Origin of the sequence: Actinoplanes flavus, from assembly GCF_017592555.1 — a bacterium.
GTDB lineage: Bacteria > Actinomycetota > Actinomycetes > Mycobacteriales > Micromonosporaceae > Actinoplanes > Actinoplanes flavus.
The window spans coordinates 247,422-273,006 of sequence record NZ_JAGFNS010000009.1; the positions used below are offsets into that span (position 1 = coordinate 247,422).

At 73.4% G+C, this 25,585-nt stretch carries 21 protein-coding genes; 18 read left to right on the top strand and 3 right to left on the bottom strand.

Annotated features, from left to right (window positions below):
* Positions 1-16 precede the first annotated feature (16 nt).
* The 8 genes from J5X75_RS16080 (at position 17) to J5X75_RS16115 (ending at position 9,159) form a co-directional block, all read left to right on the top strand.
* A complete protein-coding gene (locus J5X75_RS16080; protein WP_307798106.1) occupies positions 17-919 on the top strand; it encodes a Sco1979 family transcriptional regulator in 903 nt (300 codons plus the stop codon).
* Positions 920-978: 59 nt separating this feature from the next.
* Complete coding sequence (locus tag J5X75_RS16085) at positions 979-1,926, top strand: phosphodiester glycosidase family protein (RefSeq protein WP_307798107.1); 948 nt, start codon at positions 979-981, stop codon at positions 1,924-1,926.
* 5 nt (positions 1,927-1,931) lie between these two features.
* Positions 1,932-2,702 (top strand): glycosyltransferase family 2 protein, encoded by a 771-nt coding sequence (locus J5X75_RS16090; protein WP_208468199.1) that lies wholly within the window; start codon positions 1,932-1,934, stop codon positions 2,700-2,702.
* 22 nt (positions 2,703-2,724) lie between these two features.
* Positions 2,725-5,916 carry an AfsR/SARP family transcriptional regulator gene (locus J5X75_RS16095; protein ID WP_208468200.1) on the top strand — a complete coding sequence of 1,064 codons (3,192 nt, stop codon included), beginning with the start codon at positions 2,725-2,727 and terminating at the stop codon, positions 5,914-5,916.
* 198 nt (positions 5,917-6,114) lie between these two features.
* Positions 6,115-7,071, top strand: a complete 957-nt coding sequence (locus J5X75_RS16100) for an ATP-binding cassette domain-containing protein (RefSeq protein ID WP_208468201.1) — start codon at positions 6,115-6,117, stop codon at positions 7,069-7,071.
* Complete coding sequence (locus J5X75_RS16105; protein WP_238488128.1) at positions 7,068-7,874, top strand: ABC transporter permease; 807 nt, start codon at positions 7,068-7,070, stop codon at positions 7,872-7,874. The genes J5X75_RS16100 and J5X75_RS16105 overlap by 4 nt, the downstream gene beginning before the upstream one ends.
* A gap of 99 nt (positions 7,875-7,973) precedes the next feature.
* Entirely contained in the window at positions 7,974-8,588 is a 615-nt protein-coding gene (locus J5X75_RS16110) for a peptidase associated/transthyretin-like domain-containing protein (protein WP_208468202.1), read from the top strand.
* 145 nt (positions 8,589-8,733) lie between these two features.
* On the top strand, positions 8,734-9,159 hold the full coding sequence (locus J5X75_RS16115; RefSeq protein WP_208468203.1) for a hypothetical protein: 426 nt from the start codon (positions 8,734-8,736) through the stop codon (positions 9,157-9,159).
* Between the two features lie 5 nt (positions 9,160-9,164).
* On the opposite strand, the gene J5X75_RS16120 is transcribed toward J5X75_RS16115, so the two are convergent.
* Positions 9,165-10,373 (bottom strand): EAL and HDOD domain-containing protein, encoded by a 1,209-nt coding sequence (locus tag J5X75_RS16120; RefSeq protein WP_307798108.1) that lies wholly within the window; start codon positions 10,371-10,373, stop codon positions 9,165-9,167.
* Positions 10,374-10,526: 153 nt separating this feature from the next.
* On the opposite strand from J5X75_RS16120, the gene J5X75_RS16125 reads away from it, so the two are divergent.
* From J5X75_RS16125 to J5X75_RS45980, 8 genes are all read left to right on the top strand, one after another.
* Positions 10,527-12,080, top strand: a complete 1,554-nt coding sequence (locus tag J5X75_RS16125; protein WP_208468205.1) for a long-chain-fatty-acid--CoA ligase — start codon at positions 10,527-10,529, stop codon at positions 12,078-12,080.
* A 141-nt stretch (positions 12,081-12,221) separates the two neighbouring features.
* Positions 12,222-13,493: a GlnX family signal transduction membrane protein gene (locus tag J5X75_RS16130; RefSeq protein ID WP_238488227.1), complete on the top strand. Its 1,272-nt coding sequence runs from the start codon at positions 12,222-12,224 to the stop codon at positions 13,491-13,493.
* Positions 13,493-14,419: a glutamate ABC transporter substrate-binding protein gene (locus J5X75_RS16135; RefSeq protein ID WP_208468206.1), complete on the top strand. Its 927-nt coding sequence runs from the start codon at positions 13,493-13,495 to the stop codon at positions 14,417-14,419. Before J5X75_RS16130 ends, J5X75_RS16135 begins: the two co-directional genes overlap by 1 nt.
* A 150-nt stretch (positions 14,420-14,569) precedes the next feature.
* Entirely contained in the window at positions 14,570-15,796 is a 1,227-nt protein-coding gene (locus J5X75_RS16140; protein WP_208468207.1) for a hypothetical protein, read from the top strand.
* Entirely contained in the window at positions 15,793-18,087 is a 2,295-nt protein-coding gene (locus J5X75_RS16145; RefSeq protein WP_208468208.1) for a serine/threonine-protein kinase, read from the top strand. The genes J5X75_RS16140 and J5X75_RS16145 overlap by 4 nt, the downstream gene beginning before the upstream one ends.
* 10 nt (positions 18,088-18,097) lie before the next feature.
* Positions 18,098-19,186: a PP2C family protein-serine/threonine phosphatase gene (locus J5X75_RS16150; RefSeq protein ID WP_208468209.1), complete on the top strand. Its 1,089-nt coding sequence runs from the start codon at positions 18,098-18,100 to the stop codon at positions 19,184-19,186.
* A gap of 10 nt (positions 19,187-19,196) precedes the next feature.
* Positions 19,197-20,459, top strand: coding sequence for a vWA domain-containing protein (locus J5X75_RS45975; RefSeq protein WP_208468210.1), 1,263 nt, complete (start codon positions 19,197-19,199; stop codon positions 20,457-20,459).
* Positions 20,456-21,106 carry an FHA domain-containing protein gene (locus tag J5X75_RS45980; protein WP_208468211.1) on the top strand — a complete coding sequence of 217 codons (651 nt, stop codon included), beginning with the start codon at positions 20,456-20,458 and terminating at the stop codon, positions 21,104-21,106. The genes J5X75_RS45975 and J5X75_RS45980 overlap by 4 nt, the downstream gene beginning before the upstream one ends.
* Before the next feature lie 39 nt (positions 21,107-21,145).
* On the opposite strand, the gene J5X75_RS16165 is transcribed toward J5X75_RS45980, so the two are convergent.
* Together J5X75_RS16165 and J5X75_RS16170 are read right to left on the bottom strand one after the other, a co-directional pair.
* Complete coding sequence (locus J5X75_RS16165; protein WP_208468212.1) at positions 21,146-22,363, bottom strand: DUF3500 domain-containing protein; 1,218 nt, start codon at positions 22,361-22,363, stop codon at positions 21,146-21,148.
* A 10-nt stretch (positions 22,364-22,373) separates the two neighbouring features.
* Positions 22,374-23,153, bottom strand: coding sequence for an inositol monophosphatase family protein (locus J5X75_RS16170; RefSeq protein WP_208468213.1), 780 nt, complete (start codon positions 23,151-23,153; stop codon positions 22,374-22,376).
* Between the two features lie 75 nt (positions 23,154-23,228).
* On the opposite strand from J5X75_RS16170, the gene J5X75_RS16175 reads away from it, so the two are divergent.
* Both J5X75_RS16175 and J5X75_RS16180 read left to right on the top strand, forming a co-directional pair.
* Positions 23,229-23,906: a TetR/AcrR family transcriptional regulator gene (locus tag J5X75_RS16175; protein WP_238488130.1), complete on the top strand. Its 678-nt coding sequence runs from the start codon at positions 23,229-23,231 to the stop codon at positions 23,904-23,906.
* A complete protein-coding gene (locus J5X75_RS16180) occupies positions 23,903-25,582 on the top strand; it encodes an AMP-dependent synthetase/ligase (protein WP_307798109.1) in 1,680 nt (559 codons plus the stop codon). Before J5X75_RS16175 ends, J5X75_RS16180 begins: the two co-directional genes overlap by 4 nt.
* The last annotated feature ends 3 nt before the right edge of the window (positions 25,583-25,585 follow it).

Genomic DNA, 25,585 nt, shown 5'->3' on the forward strand with positions numbered 1-25,585 from the left:
TGTCGAAGAGGTCCACGTGTCCGAGGAAGCGCCCGACAGCGACAACGAGAAGTTCGACGAGAACGGTCGAAGCGGGGCGACCGTGCGCCGGCTCCAGGTCGGCGCGCATCTGCGTGCCCTGCGCCGGGCCAGGGGCCTGAGCCGCGACGAGGCCGGCTACGTCATCCGGGCCTCCGAGTCGAAGATCAGCCGGATGGAGCTGGGCCGGGTCAGCTTCAAGGAACGCGACGTCACCGACCTGCTGAAACTCTACGGAGTCGAAGACCAGGCCGAGCACCGCCGCGTCCTCACCCTGGTCCGCGAGGCGAACGCGCCGAGCTGGTGGCAGGCGTACGGCGACGTCCTCGACACCTGGTTCCAGAACTATCTCGACCTGGAGCAGGCGGCCGAGCTGATCCGCACCTACGAGGTCCAGTTCGTGCCCGGCCTGCTCCAGACCGACGCGTACGCCCGGGCCGTCATCAAACTCGGCCACTCCGCCGACGGCCCCGAGGAGATCGACCGCCGGGCCCGGCTGCGGATGGCCCGCAAGCAGGTCCTGGACCGCGCCGACGCGCCCCGGCTCTGGGCCGTGCTGGACGAGGCGGTGCTGCTCCGGCCGATCGGCGGGGTGGAGGTGCTCCGGGACCAGATCCGCTACCTGCTGGAGATCAGCCGGTCGCCCCGGGTCCGCCTCCAGGTGATGCCGTTCGCCAAGGGCGGTCACGCGGCGCTCGGCGGCGCCTTCAGCATCCTGCGCTTCCCGCACGACAAGCTGCCCGACGTGGTCTACATCGAGCACCTCACCGGCGGGCTGTACCTGGAGAAGCGCGACGAGGTGGACCGGTACGCCGAGGCCATCGGGCGGCTCTTCATCGAGGCCGAGCAGCCCGACCGGACCCCCGAGATCCTCCAGCGCCGGCTCGACGAACTGGACTAGTGGTTCACCGATAAGTCGCGCACAGGGGAGCCACAAGATCCACGGCTTCACTGCGAAGCGTGACGAACGAAACCGCTCCCGCCCGCCGCATCAGCCGCCGTGGCCTGCTCGCCGGCGGCCTGGGCCTGCTCGCCGCCGCCGGTGGTGGCGGCGCCTGGGCCCTCGACCGCTACGTCCTCGACCACGTGGAGGTGTCCGGCGCCTCGAACCTGATCGCGCGGAACGTGGTCGCGGCCGAGGCCGACACCGACGGCACCGCCACCGCCACCTCCTACGCCAGCGACACCGCGAAGATCTCCATCGAGACGGTGACCACCGGGTCCGGCGACGACCGGGTGACCTACTTCGTGGCCGACGTCCGGGTCACCGACGCCACCATCGTCAAGTCGGCGTTCGCCGGCGACCAGTTCGGCGAGAACATCATCGCGAACCCGTCGGAGATCGCGGCCGGCGTGGGCGCGGTCCTGGCGATCAACGGCGACTACTACGGGTTCCGGGACACCGGGATCGTGATCCGCAACGGCGTGACGTTCCGCGACAAGGGCGCCCGCCAAGGGCTGGCGCTCTACGCGGACGGCTCGATGAGGCTCTACGACGAGACCGCCACCAGCGCCGACGAGCTGATCGCCGCCGGGGTGTGGAACACGCTGTCGTTCGGGCCCGGACTCGTCGACGGCGGCACGGTCGTCGACGGCATCGACCGGGTGGAGGTGGACACCAACTTCGGCAACCACTCGATCCAGGGCCGTCAGCCGCGCACCGGGATCGGCCAGGTCGCGGAGAACCACCTGCTGTTCATCGTCGCCGACGGGCGCAGCAGCGGATACAGCCGGGGCGTCACCATGCCCGAGTTCGCGCGGATCTTCGCCGACCGGGGGGCGCGGACCGCGTACAACCTCGACGGCGGCGGCTCGTCGGCGATGGTCTTCCGGGACGGTCTGGTCAACGACCCGCTCGGCAGGGGCGAAGAGCGGGGCACCAGCGACATCCTGTACGTCGCGGGCTGACCGCCATGATCGTGCTGATTCCCGCGTACCAGCCCGGCCCGCCGCTCGCCGAGCTCGTCGAACGTCTGCGCCGCCACCGGGTCGTGGTGGTCGACGACGGCAGCGGTCCCCCGTACGCCGAGATGTTCGACAAGGCCCGCCGGGCCGGCGCCGACGTGATCACGCTGGACCACAACCGGGGCAAGGGTTTCGCGCTGCGGACCGGGTTCGCGCACATCGAGGCCCGCTATCCGGGCGAGGACGTGGTCTGCGCCGACAGCGACGGCCAGCACCGGGTGGAGGACATCGAGGCGGTCGCCGCCCGGGTCCGGCTCTCCGGCGCCGCCATGGTGCTCGGGGTGCGCCGCTTCACCGGCCGGGTCCCGGCCCGCAGCCGGTTCGGCAACGCCGCCACCCGGGTCCTGTTCCGGCTGGTCACCCGGCTGGCGGTGACCGACACCCAGACCGGGCTGCGCGGCTATCCGGCCCGCATGCTGCCCTGGCTGTGCCGGGTGCCGGGCGACCGGTTCGAGTACGAGCTGCGGCTGCTGCTGCGGGCCGCGGCTGAACGGGTCGACGTCGAGGAGATCGAGATCGCCACCGTGTACCTGGACGGCAACCGGTCGTCCCACTTCCGTCCGGTGATCGACTCGGCCCGGATCTACGGCCCGCTGCTGCTGTTCCTGGCCGGGTTCGCGATCCAGCGGGCGTTCGTCTTCCGCCGCGCCACCACCGGGCCGCACCCGGCCGACCGGGCCCACGCGGGCGTGCGGGACGCCGGGGCGATGGCCGCCTGAGGCGGGCGGCAGAATCGTCGCCATGCGGTTCGGCATCCTCGGTCCCCTGTGGGCGGAGCACCCGGACGGGACCGGAGTCCCGCTCGGCGGGCCCCGCCTGCGGGCGTTGCTCGCGATGCTGCTGCTCGACGCCGGCCGTCCGGTGAGCGTCGACCGCCTGATCGACGGGCTCTACGGCGAGCGCCCGCCCGCCGGGGCCGGCAACGCCCTCCAGTCCCAGGTGTCACGCCTGCGGCAGCTGCTGCCGGTCGAGCGGGAACCGGCCGGGTACCGTCTGGCCGTCTCCCCCGGCGAGGTCGACGCCCACCGCTTCGCCGCGCTCGCCGCCGACGGCCACCGGGCGCTGGCCGACGGCGAGCCGGACCGGGCGGTCACCCTGCTCCGCGAGGCGGTGGCCCTCTGGCGCGGCGACGCCCTCGCCGACGTCCGGGACGCGCCGTTCGCCGCCGGCCCGGTCACCCGCCTCACCGAACTGCGCCTCACCGCCGTCGAGGACCTGCACGACGCGCTCCTGACCGGCGAACGGCCCTCCCCCACCGCGATCACCGAGCTGCGCGGCCTGATCGCGGCGCATCCGCTGCGCGAGCGCCTCCGGTCCCTGTTGATCCGTTCGCTCACGGCCGCGGGCCACACCGCCGAGGCCCTTTCCGCGTACGAGGACGCGCGCCGGATCCTCGCCGACGAACTGGGCGCCGACCCGGGGCCGGAACTGACCGCCCTGCACGCCGCCCTCCTCGGGCCGTCGTCCCGGGTCACGCCGGAGCCCGGCGGCCACGCCCCGGCCCGGCACGGGGTGCCCAGCCAGTTGACCAGCTTCGTGGGGCGGGACGGGGAGCTGGCGCGGGTGGCGGCGGCGTTGCGTACCGGGCGGCTGGTGACCCTGCACGGACCCGGTGGCGCGGGCAAGACCCGGCTCGCCGCCGAGGTCGCGGCCCGGCACGACGGCGACGTGTACTTCGCCGAGCTGGCCGCCGCCGCGCCCGGTGACGTGGCCGGGACGCTGCTCACCGCGCTGGGGGTGCGGGATCCGGCCCGGCGGGACGCGGGCCGGCCGCCCGGCGCGCCGGAACGCCTGGCCGCCGCCCTCGCCGGCCGCCGGCTGCTGCTGGTCCTGGACAACTGCGAGCACGTCGTCGACGAGGCCGCCGCGCTGGCCGGCCATCTGCTGCCGCGCGCCCCGGAGCTGTGGATCCTGGCCACCAGCCGGGAGCCGCTCGGGCTCACCGGCGAGGTGCTGCACCCGGTCGGCGGCCTGCCGGTCCCGCCGGTGGACCCGTCCGCCGGCCCGGACGCCGTCCCGCCGGAACGCCCCTCCGCCGACCTGGACTCCTTCCCGTCGGTGCGGCTGTTCGCCGACCGGGCCGCGGACGTCTCCCCCGGCTTCCGGGTCACCGCGGCGAACGCCGCCGCGGTCCGCCGGATCTGCCGCACCCTGGACGGCCTGCCGCTGGCCGTGGAACTGGCCGCCGCCCGCCTGCACGCGCTGTCGGCCGGCGAGGTGGCGGCCCGCCTCGACGACCGGTTCCGGCTGCTGTCCCGGGCCGGTCGCGGCGCCACCGCCCGCCACCGCACCCTGCAGGCCGTCGTCGACTGGAGCTGGGACCTGCTCACCGAACCGGAACGGCGGCTGGCCCGCCGGTTCGCCGCCTTCGCCGGAAGCGCGACCCTCGACGCCGTCGAGCGGGTGTGCGGGCCGCTGCCGGACATCGTCGACCTGCTGGCCGGGCTGGTCTCCAAGTCGCTGATCGAACGCGACGGCGACCGCTACCGGATGCTGGAGACGATCCGCGAGTACTGCGCCGGGCGACTCGACGAGGCCGGCGAGCGGGACCGGATGCACCGCGCCCACGCCGCGTACTTCCTCGATCTGGCGGACGGCGCCGGCCCGGTGCTGCGTACCGCCGGGCAGCTCGCCGCCCTGGAACGCCTCGACGCGGACCGCGACAACCTGCACACCGCGTTGCGGCGCAGCGCGGCGGCCGGCGCGCCGCGGACCGCGCTGCGCCTGGTGGCGGCGCTCTCCTTCTACTGGTGGCTGCGCGGGCTCCGGGCCGAGGCCGCGACGCTCGCCGGGCTCGCCCTGGACGCGGCCGGCCCGGAACCGCCGCCGGACCTCACCGAGGAGTACGTGATGAGCGTCTTCACGGCGGCCCTCGGCGGCTCGGGCCGGCCGGCCGGGCGCTGGACCGCGTTCATGCGCACGCTGACCGCCGCTCCCCGGCAGCCGTTCCTGCTCTACCTGTCGGCGATGGCGGTCGGACCACCGGACGGCGGCGCCGACGACATCGTGGCCCTCAACCGGTACCTGCGCGCCCAGCTGAGCGGCGACCCGTGGAGCGAGGCCCTCGGCGCCATCGGCGGCGGCTGGATGGTGCTGTTCTCCGGCGCCGACCCGGCCCTGGCCGAACCCGAGTTCCGGGCCTCGCTGGCCGGCTTCCGGGCCCTCGGCGAACGCTGGGGCGCCATGCTCGCCCTGTCCGGCCTGGCCGAGACCGCCGCCTGGCGGGGCGACCCGGCGGCCGGGACGGCGTGGGTCGCCGAGGCGCTGCGCCTGGCCGGGGAACTCGGCTCGACGGTGGACGTGGCCGACCTGATCCGCGGCCGTGCCGAGGCCCGGCAGGCGGCCGGCGACCGGGCCGGCGCGGCCGAGGACTTCACCCGCTCCGCCGAACTGGCCCGCCGGGCCGGCGCCCCCGAGCTCACCGCGGCCGCCCTGCTCGGCCTGGGCGTGCTGGCCCTCGACCGGGGCGACCTGCCGGAGGCCGGCCGCCTCTGCTCGGCGGCGCTGGCCACCTGCCCGGAGGGCTGGTACAGCGCCGAGGGCACCCGGATGGCGATCCTGCTGGCGCTGGGCCGCGTCGCCGAGGCCGCCGGCGACCCGGGGACGGCCGCGGCCCGCTACCGCGAGATGTTCACGGTGCGCGGTGGCATGCTCGGCTTCCAGGTGATGGCCGAGGGCCTCGACCGGCTCGCCGCCCTCGCGCTGGCCGACGGCGCCCCGGAACGCGCCGTCCACCTGCTCGGCGCGGTGCGGGCGCTGGCGTTGCGTCCCGGCCCGGAGTCGTCCCCGCTGGGCGCGGAGACCGCGGCGGCCGCCCGCGCCGCGCTGGGCGAGACCCGGTACGCGGCGGCATTCGCGCACGGCGCGTCCCTCACCCCCGATCAGGCGCTCGCCCTCCCCCACGACGGACAGCCGGCCGGACCACCGATCTGAGCCCGGCGGGCGCGGCACGGGCCGGAGTGGGCAGCGCCTCGCGGGGCGGGGCGGAACGGTCCTGGGTTCGGCGGGGCGACGTCACGCGTACCGGAGGAAGGAGCGGGACGCGGGAAACGGACCGGGACCACCGACGGGGTGCGTGAGCCGTCAGCGGACGGTGCGCCGCCGGTCAGCGCGGCGCCTCAGCCTGGGCGCATGCAGACGACATTCGCGGTCGTGGCCGAGAGGCTGCGCAAACGGTATCGGGGCGGGCACGGGGCCACCGCTCTCGACGGGTTCGATCTCCGGGTGCCCGCCGGGACGGTGTACGGGCTGCTCGGCCCGAACGGGGCGGGCAAGACCACGGCGGTACGGGCGCTCACCACGCTGTTGCGGTTCGACGCCGGCCGGGCGGAGGTGGCCGGCGCCGACGTCGCCCGCGATCCCGGGACGGTCCGTGAGCGGATCGCGCTGACCGGCCAGTACGCGGCCGTCGACGAGCTGCTCAGCGGGCGGCAGAACCTGGTGCTGTTCGGGCGGCTGCACCGGCTGAGCGGCCCGGCCGCGCGCCGCCGGGCCGACGAGCTGCTGGAGCGGTTCGGGCTGACCGAGGCGGCGGGCCGGTCGGCGAAGGACTACTCGGGCGGCATGCGGCGGCGGCTCGATCTGGCGACCAGCATGATCCGGCGGCCCCGGGTGCTGTTCCTGGACGAGCCGACCACCGGGCTGGACCCGCGCAGCCGCAACCAGGTGTGGGAGGCGGTCCGCGGCCTGGTCGCCGACGGCACCACGGTGCTGCTCACCACGCAGTACCTGGACGAGGCCGATCAGCTGGCGGCCCGGATCGCGGTGGTGGACGCCGGCCGGGTGGTGGCCGAGGGCAGCCCGGACGAGCTGAAGGCGGCGATCGGCGCGGACCGGCTGGAGGTGGTGGTCCGGGACGCGGACCGGCTCAGCGAGGCGGCCGCCGCGGTGGCCCGGGCGGTGGGCGCCGCCCCCGACGCGGACCCCGATCAGCGGCGGCTACGGGTGCCGGTCACCGACCGGGTGGGCGGTCTGACGGCGGCGGCCCGGGCCTTGCAGGACGCCGGGATCACGGTCGCCGACCTGGGCGTGCACCGGCCCACGCTGGACGAGGTCTTCCTCAACCTGACCCGGGCGGCGGCCCGATGACGGGCGTGCGAGCCGAGCGGGGCGGGGCGCTGGCGGACGGCTGGGTGATGACCGGGCGGTACCTGCGGCACGTGGTGCGGGCACCCGAGGAGATCGTGATCTACTTCAGCCTGCCGATCATGTTCGTGCTGGTCTTCGGGTACGTCTTCGGCAGCGGGATGTCGGTGCCGGGCGGCGGCGGGTACCGCGAGTTCCTGATTCCCGGCGTGTTCGTGATGACGATGCTCTACGGGATCGGGGCGACGGCCACCGCGATCGCCGTGGACACCGGCCGGGGTGTGCTGGACCGGTTCCGGTCCATGCCGATGGCCCGGTCCGCGCTGATCACCGGCCGGGTGCTGGCCGACCTGTCCCGGGCGCTACTGGAGACGGCGGTGCTGCTGGCGTGCGGGCTGCTGGTCGGCTGGCGCTGGCACCACGGGGCCGGGCCGCTGCTGGCGTCGATCGGTCTGCTCCTGCTGCTGCGGCTGGCGCTGAGCTGTGCCGGGGTGGCGCTCGGGCTGGTCGCGCCGAACCCGGACACGGTGTCGATGATCGTGTTCCCGCTGGCCTTCCCGTTGAGCGCGGTGTCCAACGTGTTCGTGGCGCCGGAGATGATGCCGGGCTGGCTGGGCACGGTGTCGGAGTGGAACCCGATCTCGGCGACCACGGCCGCGATCCGTGAGCTGAACGGCAACCCGGGTCTGGGCGGCGAGACCTGGGCGGCCGACCACTCGCTGCTGCTCGCGGTGGCCTGGCCGGTCGCGCTGATCGCGGTCTTCGGGCCGCTGTCGGTGCGCCTCTACCGGCGGCTGGGCCGCTGATCCGGTTTCGGTCCCTGCGGACAAATAACGCAAAAGCGCACGAAGACTCAACTACCTTGCGAAGATCATCTCTTAGGTGACGACAGCGGGGGTGGGTAGTTGCGGAACGAGGAGACGGGAGGCACACCTGTCATCAACCGGTGTGCCAGCCTCGACAGGACGCCCGCCGACCGGCCCCTTCCCCGGCCGGCGCAGCGCGGCCCCCAGCACGCCCGCCTGATCCGCGCCGAACCCGGCGGCGCCCAGCCGCTGCCCCTCGAACTGGTCCGCCGGGACGTCGCCGGCGACCGGCCCGGGGTGCCGCTCATGCTGCGGGTACGGGTCCTCGAAGCGCTCACCGGGACACCGGTCGGCGGCGCGGTGCTGGACATCCGGCACCGCGACGCCACCGGTGACGGCGAGCTGCGCGGCGCCCAGGTGACCGGCGCCGAGGGGTACGCGGAGTTCCGTACCGTCCATCCGGGCCGCGAGGCGGGCACGCCGGTGACCATCCTCGCCGAGGTTCATGTGGGCGGATACCTGGCCGGGGGACGGTCGGTGACGTACGCCGGCCCGCTCTTCGTCCCCGAGCAGATCGCCGGCCAGATCGACGGTCAGGTGGCGGCCGAGGACCCGCGCCCGGACACCGGTGGGGTGCTGCACGTGGTGCCGCGCGACCGGTTCGACCTCAAGGCCGGGCTTCTCGGCACCATCACCGTGACGATCGGGGAATGACGCCCCGCCCGGTACCGAACCGCCCGGCATGATATTTCGTGATCTTGACGGTGGAGGCCTCGCACCGGACCTGCTTTGGGGGGTTCTCTGCGGGCCTGAACGTTTCTAGGCTGACGCGACCACACTCAGCCAGGGGGTTGCGACGATGCAGGGCAGTGCGCGGAACGAGACCGTCCCCGGGCCGGCGAACATCAAGCGCCGCTGGACGCTGGTCGCCATCCAGGGCGGCACTCTGATCCCGCTGACCTACCTCTGGCTCGGCCCGGCCAGCGAGGCGGCCGCCGCCAGCCCCCAGCCCGATCTGGCCGCCGGGCTCGTCGGTCTCCTGCTCACCGTGTTCGGACTGCCCTGGTCGGTCTTCGTCTGCCTGCTGGACAACCATTACGGCCTGTTCGACAGCCCGCTGCGCGACCTGTTCGTCCTCGGCCCGGCGGTGTTCAACCTGGGACTGACCGCCTTCGGCGTCTGGTGGACGAGCCGCCACCCGGCCGTCGAGCACGAGTGGGAGATCATCGAGGTCACCGACGCCGACGGCGTGGAGGTCGAGGTGGAGGCGGAGCCCCGGGCCTGACCGGCCTAGTTGACGGTCTTGCCGGGGGCGTACGCGTTGGCCGCCGTGAGGGTGAGTGTCGACCAGCGCATCGCGTCGAGGGAGAGCCCGGCCAGGTCGCCGGTGCCCCACTCGCCGTTCTCGTACGCCTGCACCGTGCTCAGCACCTGGCCCAGCCGGCCGGCGCCGTGGGTGAGCGCGTCGGCCACCTCCGTGGACAGCGGCAACTGCTCGGCCATCGCGGCCGGGGTCGTCGCCATCACGCCGGCCATGCCGGTGACCAGCCCGGCCACGAAGGCGGCGCCCGGGTCGGCGCCGAAGCGCGGGGCCAGGCTCTCACAGAGGCGGGCCTGGGCCAGGGCGGTGAGCAGCTGTTCCTCGGGGGCCTCGCCGACGTCGTCGACCACCATGAGGGTGGCCCAGCGGCGGATCCGGGTGAGGCCGACCATCATGATCGCCTGGCGGACCGAGGAGATCCGGCTGACCACACCGGCGGCGACCGAGTTGCTGACCCGCAGCACGCGCAGCGCCAGCGCCGGGTCGCTCGCGATGATCGAGGTGATCTTGTCGAGCGGCACGTCCGGCGCCATGAGGGCGGCGACCAGCTCCAGCCGGCGCAGCCGGGACGGGGAGAGGCTGGGCGTGCTGAGCACCTGGGGGCGGCTCAGGGCGTACCCCTGGCGCAGCTCCATGCCGTAATGGTCGGCGATCGCCACCTGGGCCTCGGTCTCCAGCCGTTCGGCGACGATCTGGATCCGCGGATGCTCACGGCAGGCGGCCACGATCTCGTCGAGGCGGCTCAGGTCGCCGTCGAGAAGATCGAGTTTGACGTACGAGGCCAGGCCGAGCAGCCGCTCGTGGCCGGAGCCCCAGACGAAGTCGTCGAGGGCGATTCGGTAACCGGCCTCGGCGAGGGCCGTCAGCCCGGCGATCACCTCGTCGTCGACGTCGACCGTCTCCAGCACCTCGAGCACCACCTGGTCGGGGTCGAACGGCAACGGAAGCCGCCCGGTCACGAACTCGCGGGTGAGGTTGATGAAGCACGGCCGGTTGCCGACCACCTCGGCGATGCCGAACTCGGTGAACGCGTTCACCATGACGGCACTGGTGGCGTACGTATCCTGCCGTCCCGACTCGACGGCGTCCAGACGGCCGCGGAAGAGCAGCTCATAAGCCACCACCGCGCCGGCCGCGTCAAAGATCGGTTGACGGCCCACGTGTACCGCGTCCAACACCGGGATTCCCACGCTGGAGTCATCGGCGTCCGGCGGCCGGACTTGATGAATCGCACCACGAAACAAAGTCGAAACGGTGACTTCCACGGGCGGGGGCGGGCGTGCTGGGATGAGGCGGCCGTCACAACTCACCGGTAAGAAGGGTTCCACCGCATGCTCAACCTCTCCGTACTGCTGGAGGACAGCGCTCGCCACTACCCGGAGCGCACGGCTGTGGTGCTCGGCCCGCAGCGGCTGACCTACGCCCAGGTGGACGCCGCGGCGAACCAGGTGGCCACCATGCTGGTCGCGCGGGGCGTGCAGCCCGGCGACAAGGTGGCGCTGACCTGCCCCAACCTGCCGTACTTCCCGATCGTCTACTACGGCATCCTCAAGGCCGGCGCGGTCGTGGTGCCGCTGAACGTCCTGCTCAAGGGCCGGGAGATCGCCTACCACCTGCGCGACTCGGGCGCCAAGGCCTACTTCTGCTTCCAGGGCACCCCGGAGCTGCCGATGGGCGCCGAGGGCTTCGCCGGCTTCGGCGAGGCCGCGGACTGCGAGCAGTTCTTCCTGATCACCGCCGACCCGGCGGCCGCGTCGCCGATCGAGGGCGCGGAGACGATGGGCGCGGCGCTGGCCGGGCAGTCGCCGCTCTTCGAGACGGTGCTGCGCGACGAGACCGACGCCGCGGTGATCCTCTACACGAGCGGCACCACCGGCCAGGCCAAGGGCGCCGAGCTGTCCCACTCGAACCTGGTGCTCAACGCGCTGACCTGCAACCGGCTCTTCGGCACCCAGCCGGGCACCGACACCCACCTGCTGGTCCTGCCGCTGTTCCACTCGTTCGGCTCGACGGTCAACATGAACGCCGGCTTCGCCACCGCGTCGACGCTGGTGCTGCTGCCGCGCTTCGAGGCGACGGCCGCCGTCCAGCTGCTCCAGTCGGAGAACGTGACGTTCTTCGCCGGCGTCCCGACCATGTACTGGGGCCTGCTCAACGCCCTGGACCAGACCGAGGGCGTCGACGTCGAGCGGATCGCCCGCAACATGCGGGTCGCCGTCTCCGGTGGCTCCAGCCTCCCCGTCGAGATCATCAAGGCGGTCAAGGAGCGCTTCGGGGTGACCATCCTCGAGGGGTACGGGCTGTCCGAGACCTCCCCGGTGGCCACCTTCAGCGACCCGGACAGCGATCCGCGCCCCGGCTCCATCGGCATCCCGATCTGGGGCGTCGAGGTGAAGCTGATCGACGGCGACGGGAACACCATCGAGAACCCGGACGAGATCGGCGAGATCGCGATCCGCGGGCACAACATCTTCCGGGGATACATCGGCCGGCCGGAGGCGACCGCCGAGGTGATGCACAACGGCTGGTTCCGTACCGGGGACCTGGCCCGCCGCGACAAGGACGGCTTCTACTACATCGTCGACCGGGCCAAGGACATGATCATCCGGGGTGGCTTCAACGTCTACCCGCGGGAGATCGAGGAGGTGCTGATCACCCACGAGGCGGTCTCGCTGGCCGCGGTGATCGGGGTGCCGCACGAGAGCCACGGCGAGGAGGTCAAGGCGTTCGTGATCCTCAAGCCGGGGGCCACCGTCACCGAGGAGGAACTGGTCGCGTGGGGCAAGGAGCAGATGGCCTCCTACAAGTACCCGCGCGTCGTCAAGATCGTCGATGCGCTGCCCATGACGGCGACCGGCAAGCTGCTCAAACGTGAGCTCAGCTGAACGTGACGGTCGAGCAGGGCGCCCGGCGGCTCCCGCCGGGCGCCGTGCTGTCCCGGGCCGCGTCCGGGCACGCCTCACGGTTGCGCCCATGACGCACAGTGGACCTGCGGTTCCAACTGGGGAGAGGCTCGAAGCGTGACGATGGTTCAGGCGCCACCACGGGCCGCGCTGCAGCACCTCACCGGGTTGCGGCACACCTCGCCCGGCCGGCTCCAGCTGCTGCTCGTCACCCTGCTCGTGCTCACCGCGCTGACCGGCCTGGTCGCCGGCGTGGCCGCGAGCGCCGCCGCCACCGGCACCGCCGACCTGCGTGACCGGGCCCAGCCGCTGATGAGCGAGGCACAGACCGTCTACTCCTCGCTGGCCGACGCCGACACCACCGCGGCCCGCGCCTTCATCACCGGCGGTCTGGAGCCGGCCGGGCTCACCCGCCGTTACGAGGGCGACCTGGAGCAGGCCGCCGCCGCGCTCACCTCGGCCGCCCGCCGCGTCCCCGCCGGCAGCCGGGCCGGTGAGGCGATCGAGCGGATCGCCACCGGGCTCACCCGTTACACCGCGCTGGTCGCCTCGGCCCGCACGCTGAACCGGCAGGGCAAGCCGGTCGGCGCCGCGTACCTGTCCACCGCCTCCCAGCTGAACCGGGAGACCCTGCAACCGCAGGCGCAGGCGCTCTTCCAGGAGGCGCGCCGCGCGGCCGACCGGGGGTACGCGGACGCCGGCGCCTCCTGGTGGCTCATGCTGCTGGTGGTGCTGTTCGTCGGGCTCGCGGTGGCGCTCGTGTGGACGCAGATCTACCTGAGCCGCAGCACGAACCGGGTGTTCAACGTGCCCCTGCTGGCGGCTTCCGGGGTCGCCGTGCTCCTGATGATCGGCTGCGTCGTGGTCTTCGGCCACCAGCGCGGCCAGCTGGCCGCCGCCGACCGGGACGGGTCGGCGCCGCTGGAGGTCCTCGCCGAGAAGCGGATCCTGGTGCTGCGGGAACGGGCCGACGAGGCGCTCACCCTCGCGGCGCGGGCCGGGCACGGGCCGCTCGAGGAGGAGTTCCGCCAGCTGAGCGAGCGGGTCACCTTCGACGACCCGCAGCTGGACGACATGCCGGCGCTGATGGGCGAGGCCGCCGATCTGCACGGCCGGTTCCTGACGGCGCACCGGCAGGTCCGCTCGCTGGACGACGGCGGCGACTACGAGGGCGCCGTGCGACTCGCCGCCTCGGACGGCATGGCGCAGACCTTCGACCAGCTCACCGACATCCTCGACACGGCCATGGACGACCGGCGGGCCGCCTTCGCCTCCCGCAGCGAGGCCGCGGGATCCGGGTTGGGCGCGCTCGTCGTGCTGGGCCCACTGCTCGCGCTGGTGATCGGCGTACTGGCCACGATCGGCCTGCGGGCCCGGCTGGAGGAGTACCGCTGATGCGCGCTCTCGCTGTCGTCGCCGTCCTCACGCTGCTCGCCGCCGGCTGCACCCCCGCTCCCCCGCCGCCGACGGCCGCGCCCGGCCCGTCGCCCACACCGTCCGCCACCGGCTCGGCGACGGCGGCGCCGGAGTGCGAGCCGCGGAAGAGCTGGCGCCCCACCCGGGGCCTGGAGATCCCGGCCGGCAGCCGGATGGCGGAGATCCGCGCACGCGGCCACCTGATCCTGGGCACCAGCCAGGACACCCTGCTGTTCAGCTCGCGCGACCCGTTCACCGGCGCCATCGAGGGCTTCGACGTCGACATGGCGCGGGAGATCTCCCGGGCCATCTTCGGCAGCCCCGACAAGGTGCGGATCCTGGTGATCCCCCGCTCCCGGCGGGTGGACGCGGTCGCCACCGGCCAGGTCGACATGGCCATCAACACCATGACCACCAACTGCGCCCGCTGGCAGCGGGTCGACTTCTCCACCGTCTACTACGAGGCCGGGCAGAAGGTGCTGGTCGGCAGGGACTCGACGGTGACCCGGATCCAGGACCTCGGCGGCCGCCCGGTGTGCGCGGCCAGCGGCTCCACCTCCCTGGAGAACCTCGCGAAGATCGACCCGAAACCCGAGGCGGTGGCCCGCCGCGACTTCGGCGAGTGCCTCGTGGCGTTCCAGCAGAACGAGGTGGAGGCCATCTCCACCGACGACACCATCCTGGCCGGCCTGGCCGCCCAGGACCCGTACGCCAAGGTGGTCGGCGAGCCCTTCACCCAGGAGCCGTACGCGATCGCGATCAGCCGGACCCACCGGGACCTGACCGAGTTCGTCAACGCGGTCCTGGAGCGGATGCGTGCCGACGGCACCTGGACGGCCCTGTACGACAAATGGCTGCACGCCAGCGGCCCGGCGCCGAAGCCACCCGTGGCGGAGTACAAATGAGCGAGCTTGCGAGCGAATCATTCAGCTCAGTCTCGAACTCGTTGCGACGCCGGAGCGCAGCGGAGGTGGCGCAATGAGCGAGCTTGCGAGCGAATCATTCAGCTCAGTCTCGAACTCGTTGCGACGCCGGAGCGCAGCGGAGGTGGCGCAATGAACGCCGGAAGCGTGTTCGCCGCCGACACCGAGCTGGAACGGCTGGAGAAGGCGGTGGCCGCCATCTCCGCCAACCTGGTCGAGCTGGACCAGAACCCGGACCGTCAGGAGCTCGGCCGGACCCGGCTGACCGGCCGCACCGCGGCCGCCTGGTCCGACGCCGGCGAGGCCCTGGCCCAGCTGTGGCAGGGTCACCGGCTGCTCGGCGACGTGATCACCCGGGCCCGGGCGCTGCGCGGGCACGGCGACCGCGCGCTGAAACGGATGAGCGACGCGGACCGGGCCGCCTACCAGCGCGAGGTGCTGGGTCACTCGATCACCCTGGCCACCGCCACGGTGCCGCTGGCCCAGCGCGGGCTGCTCGGCTCCGGGCAGGTCAGCACCACCTGCACGCCGGCCGAGTTGCTCGCCGGGATGGAGGCGGCGTTCACCACCGCGGTCGCCGTGGTGACCGCGGCCGGGGACGCCTGGCGCCGGGCCGTGCCGGCCGCGGCCGACGCCGCGGCCGCGCTGTCGAAGGTCCGCTCGCTCACCCGGCAGGCCGGCGCCGGCACGCTCGCGGCCGAGGCGGAGCGCCTGCTCGACGAGGCCGACCGGCTGCTCGGCGGCATCACCGGCACGCTGGCCTCGGACCCGCTGGGCGCGGACACCTCCGGCCTGGACCGGGTGCGCGCCCTGATCGCCCGGGCCGACGCCGAACGGACCTCGGCCACCGAGCTGCGGGAGTCGCTGACCCAGCGGCTGCGCGACGCCCGGGTGCTCGCCGCCGAGGTGGACGCGGCGTCCCGGGACGCCGCCGCGGCCCGCGACGCGGTGGCCGGGCGGTTCCCCGGGGACCGGGTCGCCGTGGTCCGCGGCGACAGCCCGCTCGCCGACCTGGTCGCGATCGAGGCGCTCGCCGCGGCCGGGCACTGGGCGCTGATCAGCCCCCGGCTGTCGGCCTGGACCAGACAGTCCCGGCAGCGGCTCGCCGACCTGCGGGATGCCCGGGCCCGCAACGCCGGCCTGCTGGCCGAGCGCAACGAGCTGCGCGGGCGGCTCGACGCGTACCGGGCGAAGGCGCTGAGCCGCGGGCTCGGCGAGGACCCCGGGCTCGGCCCGCTCGCCGAGACCGCCCGTGACGCCCTCTTCTCCGCGCCGTGTGACCTGACGGCGGCGCGGGCCGCCGTCGACGCGTACCAGGACGCGCTCTCCGCCACCATCGCCGCCAGGGAGGCCCGATGACCAGCTGCCGGCGGGACAACTGTCCCGGAACGATCGAGGACGGCTACTGCGACACCTGCGGGCTGGCGCCCGTCACCACACCCACACCCACACCCACGCCCGCACCCGCTCCCGCCGTCGTGGCGGCGGGCGGCTGCAACCGGGACGGGTGCGACGGGACGATCGACGAGGGTTACTGCGACACCTGCGGGCTGGCCCCGGTCACGGTGCCCGCACCCCGGACGGCGACCGCCGCGTCGGCCCGCGCGAGCAGCGCGCTGTCCTCCCGGACCCGGGGCAGCGGCCGGACCACCACCAGCTCCCGCACCGGTTCGGCCCGCCGCTTCGGTGGCGGGCTGGTCGCCATCGAGCCGATCCGCACCGCCGACCCGTCGACCGCCGTGATGACCGTCGCCGAGGTGCCGGAGTCCAAACGGTTCTGCGCGAAGTGCGGCAACCCGGTGGGCCGGGCCCGGGGCGAGCGGGCCGCGCGCCCGTCCGGCTTCTGCCCGTCCTGCGGCGAGGCGTTCAACTTCACCCCCAAGCTGAGCAAGGGCGACCTGGTCGCCGGCCAGTACGAGGTGGTCGGCCCGCTGGCGCACGGCGGTCTGGGCTGGGTCTACCTGGCCGTCGACAAGAACGTGTCGGACCGGTGGGTGGTCCTCAAGGGCCTGCTCAACTCCGGCGACGAGGACGCGCTGGCCGCCGCCGTGGCGGAGCGGCGGTTCCTGGCCGAGGTCGAGCACCCGAACATCGTGAAGATCTACAACTTCGTCGAGTTCGACGGCTCCGGCTACATCGTGATGGAGTTCGTCGGCGGCAAGTCGCTCAAGGACCTGCTCAAGCAGCGCCGGGGCGACGGGGCGGCGAACCCGCTGCCGGTGGATCAGGCGCTGGCCTACGTGCTGGAGATCATGCCGGCGTTCGGGTACCTGCACGACCGCGGCCTGATCTTCTGCGACTTCAAGCCGGACAACGTGATCCAGTCCGGCGACCAGATGCGGCTGATCGACCTCGGTGGCGTGGTGCACGTCGACGACGAGGAGGCGGCGATCTACGGCACCGTCGGCTACCAGGCGCCGGAGATGGCCACCGACGGGCCGTCCCCGCAGTCCGACCTCTACACCATCGGCCGCACGCTCGCCGTGCTGACCACCGACTTCCGCGGCTACCAGAGCACGTTCAAGGACAGCCTGCCGGACCGGGGCGAGTTCGAGGTGTACCGGCGGCACGAGTCGTTCTACCGGCTGCTGGTGCGGGCCACCCGTACCGACCCGGGCGAGCGGTTCGCCGACGCGGCCGAGATGTCCGAGCAGATGCTGGGGGTGCTGCGGCAGGTCCTCGCCACCGACGGCACCCCGCGGCCGGCGGTGTCCCGCTACTTCACCGGGGAGCTGCGCACCGACCTGCGCGACGAGCGGGCCCGCTGGCAGGACCTGCCCACCCCGCTGATCGACCTGAGCGACCCGGCCGCCGGTTTCCTCGCCTCGATCACCGCGGCCGACCCGAAGACCGTGCTCGCCCAGCTGCGGACCGCCCCGGAGGACACCGTCGAGGTGCGGCTGCGGACCCTGCGGGAGCTGATCGGGCAGGGCGACACCGAGGCCGCCGAGATGGTCCGCGACTCGCTGGAGCCGGATTGGCGGGTCGACTGGTACGACGGGATCCTGGCGCTGTCCACCGGCGACACGGCCCGGGCCCGGCAGCGGTTCGACGCGGTCTGGTCGGCGCTGCCCGGGGAGCCGGCGCCGCAACTGGCCCTCGGGGTCACCGCTGAGCTGGCCGGCGACCCGGCCACCGCCTGCGGGTACTACGACGTGGTCAGCCGCACCGATCCGGCGTACACGGCGGCGGCCGCGGGGCTGGCCCGGTGCCGGCTGGCGAACGGCGACCGGGCCGGGGCGGTGGAGGCGTACGGGCGGGTCCCCGGCACCTCGTCGGCGTACCCCAGTTCGCAGATCGGCGCGATCCGGGCGCTGGTCCGCTCGCACCGGACCGCGGCGGTCGATGTGGACTCGCTGGCCACCGCGGCCGGTCTGATCTCCCGGCTCGAGGTGGAGGCGGCCCAGCTGGCGTCGCTGCGGGCCGAGTTGCTGGAGCAGGTGCTGCGCACCATGGACGGCGGGACCCGGCTCACCGGGACCGTGCTGACCACGGTGATCGGTGGGACCCCGGCGGAGCGGGATCCGGAACGGGACGTACGGTTCGCGCTGGAGTCGGCGTACCGGGAGATGGCCCGGGCCACGCACGGCGCGGAGAAGATCCGCCTGGTCGACCTGGCGAACGCGGTCCGGCCGCGTACGCGTACCTGAAAGGGCGGAAATGACGCTGACCACCGACTGCACCTCGTGCGCCGACGAGCGCACCGCCGGCGCGAGCTTCTGTGAGGTGTGCGGTCGCCGGCTGACCGAAACGGCGGAGCCGCCCTCGGCCCGGGAGGACTGCTCGCACTGCGGAGCGGCGGGCGCCGTGGACGACGACGGGTACTGCGAGGAGTGCGGCATGCAGGCCGGCCGATCCCGCGACCATCTGGAAGCCGACGGCGGCGCGACCGGCGCCGCGGTGAGCGACCGGGGCCGCCGCCACCACCGCAACGAGGACGCCATGTGGCTGGCCGTCGGCTCGGACGCCGCCGACGTGGTGGTCTCCGACGGCGTGTCGGCGTCGTTCGACCCGGACGCCGCCTCGGACATCGCGGTCCGCGCGGCCGGTGAGCTGCTGGCCGCCGCCCGCCATCCGGACGAGCAGCCGGCGCCCGGCAACCCGGACGAGACGGTGGACCTGGACCGTCCACAGGGGGCGGTGGGGCTGGCCGGCGCGGTGGCGCACGCCATCGCCGGGGCAGCCGCCGCGGTGGCGTCGCTGGCGCACACCGGTGACCCGCGCCGGGCCGCCGCGAACCCGGCCTGCACGATCGTGGCCGCCGCGGTCCGCGGGCCGCACGTCGGGTACGGCTGGGTCGGCGACAGCCGGGTCTACTGGCTGGGCCCGGACGGTCCGGCCGAGCAGCTCACCGAGGACGACTCGTGGGCCGCCCACGTGATCGCCCTGGGCGCCGACCCGGTGACCGCCATGAACGATCCGAAGGCGCACGCCATCACGGCGTGGCTGGGCGCGGACGCCGGGCCGGTGGCTCCGCGGGTGCGGTCGTTCACCGCCACCGAGCCGGGCCATCTGATCCTGTGCAGCGACGGACTGTGGAACTACCTGCCCGACGCGGCCGAGTTCGGCGCCGTGGTCCGCGAGGCCCTGGCCGCCGCCGCCGGTCCGCTGGACGCGGCCCGGGCGCTGGTCGCCTACGCGAACGCGGCCGGCGGCGCGGACAACATCACGGTCGCCCTGGTGCCGGTGCATCCGGTGGCCGAGACCGAACCGAAGACCAGGGAACTGTCCACCACCAGCGAGGATTGAGGAGACACGCGTGTCGTACACCGCTGAGGCGTTCCAGAACGAGTACCTCGCCACGGGTGCGAGTGAGGTCAACGCGATCGTGACGATCACCTCGACCGGGAGCGAGGGCGGGCGCCGCACGGCCGGCGCCACCGAGATCATCATCGTGGACGCGTCCGGGTCGATGCAGGCCGAGGGCCGGATCGGGGCGGCCCGGCAGGCCGCGAAGGCGGCCGTCGAGTGCATCGACGACGGCGTGCACTTCGCGATCATCGCCGGTGTCAGCACCGCCCAGCAGCTGTTCCCGGACCCCGGGCAGCTGGCGGTCGCCTCGCCGCAGACCCGGGCCGACGCGGCCCGGGCGATCGAGCGCCTGCAGGCCAACGGCGGCACCGCGATGGGCGCCTGGCTGCTGATGGCCGCCCAGCTGTTCGCCCAGCGGCCGGGCGACATCAAGCACGCCATCCTGCTGACCGACGGCGACAACGGCGAGCGGGCCGGCTACCTGGAGACGGTGCTGGACCAGATCAAGGAGCAGTTCGTCTGCGACTGCCGGGGTGTCGGCGCCAACTGGAAGGTCGCCGAGCTCCGCAAGATCGCCGACCGGATGCTCGGGACCGTGGACATCGTGGCCAAGCCCACCGAGCTGACCGCCTCGTTCCAGCAGATGATCACCGCGGCGATGGGCAAGACCAGCGCCGACGTACAGCTCAAGGTGATCACCCCGGTGACCAGCAAGGTCCGCTTCGTGAAGCAGGTCGAGCCGCAGGTGGCCGACCTGACCGGCAAGCGGGTGGAGGACGGGCGGGCGGGCCGTTACCCGCTCGGCTCCTGGGGGCAGGAGAGCCGCGACTACCACCTCTGCTTCGACGTCACGCCGGGCAACGTCGGCGACAACATGATGGCCGGGCGGGTGCAGATCCTCGAGGGCGACACGGTGCTCGCGACCGTACTGGTGAAGGCGACCTGGACCGAGGACACCGCGCTCTCCACCAAGATCAACCGGCAGGTCGCCCACTACACCGGTCAGGCCGAGCTGGCCGAGGTGATCCAGGAGGGGCTGACCGCGCACAAGGCCGGCGACGACCGGACCGCCACCATCAAGTTCGGCCGGGCCGCCCAGCTCGCCCGGGCCAGCGGCAACACCGCCACCGAGGAGCTGCTGTCCAAGGTGGTGGAGATCGAGGACGCGGTCACCGGCACGGTCCGGCTCAAGCGCCGGGTGGCCGCCGAGGACGAGATGGCCCTGGACACCCGCTCCACCAAGACGGTCCGGGTGGGCCGCGGCCAGTGAGCGCCTACACCTGCCCGAACGGTCACGCGTCCACCGAGGGCGACTTCTGCGACACGTGCGGCTCCCCGATCGAGGGCGCCGCACCCGCCGCCGTGGTGACCACCGCCGCCCCGGCCGCCGCCGAGCCGGCCGCACCGGCCGGGGACTGCCCGCAGTGCCGGGCGCCGCGCGGGCCGGGCCGGTTCTGCGAGGACTGCGGTTACGACTACACCACCGGGCGGGTCCCGCAGCTCGGCACGCCCACCCCGGCGGCGCCGGCCGGCGAGTGGACCGCCACGGTCTTCGCCGATCCGGACTACTTCGCCGACAACGACATCGAGGGTGTCGAGTTCCCGGCCGGCGCGCCCCGGCGGACCGTCCGGCTGGCCCCACCACAGGTACGGATCGGCCGGCACAGCTCCTCGAAGGGCACCACCCCGGAGATCGACCTGGCCCAGGCGCCCGCCGACCCGGGGGCCTCGCACAACCACGCGCTGCTCACCTTCTCGGTGGACGGCACGTGGCTGGTCTCCGATCTCGGCTCGACCAACGGCACCTACCTCAACGAGGAGGCGCGGCCGCTGGACCCGGGCCAGACCCGGGCCCTGAAGGACGGCGACCGGGTGCACGTGGGCGCCTGGACGACGATCACCCTGCACGCGCCGTGACGAGGCGTGGGGCCCCGGCGCGCCGGGGCCCCACGGTCGTCAGAAGGTGAACTGGCCACCGTAGTCACGGGTGCGGTCGCGGTAGACCGTCTGGTACTGGCTCTGGCCCTTGAGGATCTCGCTGTTCTGGGTGACGAACTCCACCCAGACGCTCGGCCCGTCGATGCGCACGTAGTCGCCCTGGTTGGTCAGCGAGGTGGCGCCGGTCCACCCGACGTAGGTCTTGTCGATCTCCAGCGCGTAGGTCTTCATCAGCTCCGCGGCGGTGGCGTCGTCGGCGCCCGCCACCCACGGCTCGACGGCGGACAGGATCAGCTTCTTCTGCGCGGCGGTGAGCGCCCCGGCGGACAGGCCCTCCTTCTTCGCCGGGAACTCGCCGTCCTCACCCGGCCCGAGCAGCACGTTGTTGTACGTCTTCGTCAGCTTCGCCTGTCCTCGCTCGATATCGGTGAGGCCGTCGAGCATGCTGATCAGGGCGGTCCTCATGTCCTGCAGCGGCGCGTGCTGGATGTTCGCGGCATCGGTCCAGGTGGCCGGCTCGACGCCGACGAAGAAGGGTGACGCCCCGACCACCTTGCCGTCCTTGTACGACATGTGCACCGCGAGGTTGTGGCCGCCGAAGCTGATCTCCCAGGCCCCGATGGTGCCGGGCGCGCCGAGGAACGCCAGGAAGTAGTTGCCGGACGAGTAGCTGGTGTCCGAGCCGCCACCCGGCCCTCCGGAGGGCATCGCACCGCCGGGACCCACGCTCGGCATGCCACTGGGCGGGCTGCCGCCGAGCGCCCGGGGGCTCGGCATCCCGCTGGGCGGCCGGGCGCTGCTGATCGCGCCTTTGACCTGGAGGAGGCCGAGATGGTCGTCGGCGGCCATGATCTCCTCGACCCGCTCGTAGCCGGCGCCGGGCCGCGTCCCGAGTGCCGTCTTGAGCACGCTCTTGGCGGCGGCCAGCTGCTGGAAGTCCAGGTCGCCGAACCGGATGCCGGGCCGGCAGGACGATCCGCACGGCTTGTTCGACCACAGGGTCGCGTCCGCCTCGGTCAGCTCCAGCTGGGTGAGCGCCTTCTCGTCGGCGTCGAGGGTGGCGAGGAACGCCTCGGCCGCCTCGACCACCCCGGCGACCGATTTCTCGTACGACCTGACGATGGGCAGCGCCGCGCTGGACTTCTCGGTCGCCGGCTCCTGGTCGGCCGGCCCGCCGCAGCCGGCGGACACGAGCACGAGCAGCAGGCCGGCGAAGGGCAACCACCTATTTCTCACGATCCTCACGTTAGCGAGCGTTGAGCACCTTCAAGGCGGTATCGCCCAACTCGGTACTCCGGGAATACAGTGACGCCCCCGGTCCCGGCCGGGTCCGCCCGTCCAGCCCCCGGTAGTCGCCGCCGGCCTCGGTCACGATCAGCGAGGTGGCCGCGAAGTCCCAGATCTGGCCGCCGGTCTGCACCGCCAGATCGAGCTCGCCCCGGGCCACCAGGAGCGCGGGCTGCACCGTCCACCCGCGTTCGTCGGCCGCCTCGATGAGCGGCGCGACCGTGTCGCGTCCCCAGTCCGGCACCACGCCGAGCCGGCTCTCGGCCAGCTCGGCGGGCCCGGTGTCGGCCACCCGGATCCGGTGTTCGCCGAGGATCCGGCCGTCCTGGACGCGGCCCTCCCAGGCGCCGCCGCCGCGTTCGGCCCACCAGATCCGCCCCTGGGCCGGGACCGCCGCGACGGCGGCGCTGATCTCGCCCCGCTCCTCGAGGGCGATCAGCACGAGCCACCGGTCGTCGCCCTCGACGAAGAGCTTGGTGCCGTCGATCGGGTCGATGATCCAGCGGCGGCCCCCGGCGCCGGCGGTCTCGCCGTGCTCCTCGCCGAGAACCGCGTCCCCCGGCCGGGCGCCGGCGAGGACCTCCCGGATCCGGGTCTCGACGGCCCGGTCGGCGGCGGTCACCACGGAACCGTCGGCCTTGACCTCACGCGGCAGCCCGGCGAGGGCCGCGAAGTGCCGGAGGGCCTCGGCCGCACCCGCGAGGGCGGCCTCCTGGGCGAGTCTCAGATCATCAGCCACCCTCCCATCCTGCCCTCGGCGCACCCGAGGGGTTGTCCCGTGTCACGAGAACGTCATGCGAATCTTGAAGTAACAATGCGTACTCAGATGGACCGGATCACCGACGGAGTGATCTTCACCGTGCCGGCCGGCCTGCCCCGGGGCCGGCACGTGCTGGCCCGTGAGCAGGTGGTCGCCGCCCAGCGGGAGCGGATGATGATCGCCGCCACCGAGCTGCTGGCGGCCGTGGGCTACCGGGGCTTCGGGGTGCGCGAGATCTGCGCCCGGGCCGCGGTGTCGAGGGCGGCGTTCTACGAGTGCTTCGCCGACAAGGACGCCTGCGTGTACGCCGCGTACGACCGGTTCATCGCGGTGTTCCTGGACCGGCTGACGGTGGCGGCGGACCGGGGTGGGGACTGGCCCGGCTGCGTGCGCGAGTTCGTGGCCGCGTACCTGGGCACCTGCGAGAGCGACCTGGTGGCGGCCCGTGCCTTCGGGGTGGAGATGGACGCGCTGGGCCGGGCGGCCCGCGACCGGCGGCGCGCCGCGATCACCCACCTGGCCGGGTTCATCCGCGGGCTGCGGGAACGGCGGTTTCCCGGCACGACCGGGGACACCCCGCTGAGCGCCTACATCGGGGCGATCCACGCGCTGCGGCAGATCGCGTCGGACGCCCTCGACGCCGAACCCGTGCCCGACCTGTCGGCCCTGGTCCCCGAACTGTCCACCTGGCTGTGCCGGATGGTGCAGAGTCCAGCAGAGGAGAGAGTGTGACGATCTGTGCCGCGCCCGCGGACGAGAAGGCCCGCCTCGACGATCTGCGGCGGGACAGCCCGTCGTCGTTCGGTGCGATGTTCCTGCGGCGCGCCGACCGTACCCCCGATGACGTGGCCTATCGCCGGCCCGGCAGCGATGGTGAGTGGATCGCCCAGACCTGGGCGCAGACCGCGTCAGCGGTCCGGGAGATCGCGGCGGGACTGATCACGCTGGGCCTGCGGCCGGAGGACCGGGTGGCGATCGCGTCCGGCACCCGCGTCGAATGGATCGAGGTGGACTTCGGGGTGATGTGCGCGGGCGGCGCCACCACCACCGTCTACCCGTCGTCGTCGCCGGAGGAGGTGGCGCACATCCTCACCGACTCGGGCAGCCGGTTCGCGTTCGTGGAGGACGCCGCCCAGGAGGCGAAGGTCGGCCCGCACGTCGAGCGGGTGTTCCGGATGGACGGCCTCGGCGAACTGCGGGCCACCGGCCGGAAGGCGCTGGCCGCCGACCCGGAGCTGGTGCTGCGGACCACCGGCGCGGTCGGCCCGGACGACCTGGCCACGCTGATCTACACCTCCGGCACCACCGGCCTGCCCAAGGGCGTGCGGATCAGCCACGGCGCGTGGGTCTACCAGGGCCTGGCCATCCAGGCGATGGGCTTCCTGCGGCCCGACGACGTCGGCTACCTGTGGCTGCCGCTGTCGCACGCCTTCGGCAAGGCGCTGCTGGCCTGCCAGCTGTCGGTGGGCTTCGAGTTCGCCGTGGACGGCGACGTGAGCCGGATCGTGCAGCGGCTCGCCGAGGTGCGGCCGACCATCATGCCGGCCGTGCCGCGGATCTTCGAGAAGGTGTACGCCGGGGTCGGCGCGTCGGTCGGCGGCGGTCTCAAGGGCCGCCTGTTCGCCTGGGCGGTCAAGGCCGGGCACCGCAACGTGCTGGCCGACCGGCTGGTGCTGTCGAAGGTGCGGGCCCGGTTCGGCGGGCGGATGCGGTTCTTCATCTCCGGCGCCGCCGCCCTCTCCCCCGACATCGCGGCCTGGTTCGGCGCGCTCGGCCTGCCGGTAGCCGAGGGGTACGGCATGACCGAGTCCTGCGCCACCACGGTCTTCAACCGCCCTGAGGCCCCGGAGTACGGCACCGTGGGCCGCCCGCTGCCCGGCACCGACGTACGGATCGCCGAGGACGGCGAGGTCCTGCTGCGCGGCCCCGGCATCATGAGCGGCTACCACGGGCTGGACTCCAGCGAGACCCTGGTGGACGGCTGGCTGCACACCGGCGACATCGGCGAGATCAGCGAGGGCGGCTCGCTGCGGATCACCGACCGCAAGAAGGACCTGATCAAGACGTCGAACGGCAAGTACGTGGCCCCGCAGGCGATCGAGGCGAGGTTCAAGGCGATCTGCCCGCTGGTGAGCCAGATCCTGATCCACGGCGACGGCCGGAAGTACATCACCGCGCTGATCGACCTGGATCCGGAGGTCACCCGTACGCCCGAGGTGGAGGCCGAGGTCGCGGCCTGCGTCGAGCGGTTGAACGCCGCTCTCAACCCGTGGGAGACGGTCAAGAGATTCGTCATCATCGACGAGCATCTGGACGTGGAGAGCGGCCTGCTCACCCCGTCGATGAAGCTGCGCCGCCGGGTGGCCGAGAAGCGTTACCGGTCGCAATTGGACGCCCTCTACACCTAGGCC

Excerpts from the sequence above, each read along its gene's own strand:
- J5X75_RS16090 (WP_208468199.1), top strand. The coding sequence starts at position 1,932 with ATGATCGTGCTGATTCCCGCGTACCAGCCCGGCCCGCCGCTCGCCGAG.
- J5X75_RS16095 (WP_208468200.1), top strand. The coding sequence starts at position 2,725 with ATGCGGTTCGGCATCCTCGGTCCCCTGTGGGCGGAGCACCCGGACGGG.
- J5X75_RS16100 (WP_208468201.1), top strand. The coding sequence starts at position 6,115 with ATGCAGACGACATTCGCGGTCGTGGCCGAGAGGCTGCGCAAACGGTAT.
- J5X75_RS16105 (WP_238488128.1), top strand. The coding sequence starts at position 7,068 with ATGACGGGCGTGCGAGCCGAGCGGGGCGGGGCGCTGGCGGACGGCTGG.
- J5X75_RS16115 (WP_208468203.1), top strand. The coding sequence starts at position 8,734 with ATGCAGGGCAGTGCGCGGAACGAGACCGTCCCCGGGCCGGCGAACATC.
- J5X75_RS16125 (WP_208468205.1), top strand. The coding sequence starts at position 10,527 with ATGCTCAACCTCTCCGTACTGCTGGAGGACAGCGCTCGCCACTACCCG.
- J5X75_RS16130 (WP_238488227.1), top strand. The coding sequence starts at position 12,222 with ATGGTTCAGGCGCCACCACGGGCCGCGCTGCAGCACCTCACCGGGTTG.
- J5X75_RS16135 (WP_208468206.1), top strand. The coding sequence starts at position 13,493 with ATGCGCGCTCTCGCTGTCGTCGCCGTCCTCACGCTGCTCGCCGCCGGC.
- J5X75_RS16140 (WP_208468207.1), top strand. The coding sequence starts at position 14,570 with ATGAACGCCGGAAGCGTGTTCGCCGCCGACACCGAGCTGGAACGGCTG.
- J5X75_RS16145 (WP_208468208.1), top strand. The coding sequence starts at position 15,793 with ATGACCAGCTGCCGGCGGGACAACTGTCCCGGAACGATCGAGGACGGC.
- J5X75_RS16150 (WP_208468209.1), top strand. The coding sequence starts at position 18,098 with ATGACGCTGACCACCGACTGCACCTCGTGCGCCGACGAGCGCACCGCC.
- J5X75_RS16175 (WP_238488130.1), top strand. The coding sequence starts at position 23,229 with ATGCGTACTCAGATGGACCGGATCACCGACGGAGTGATCTTCACCGTG.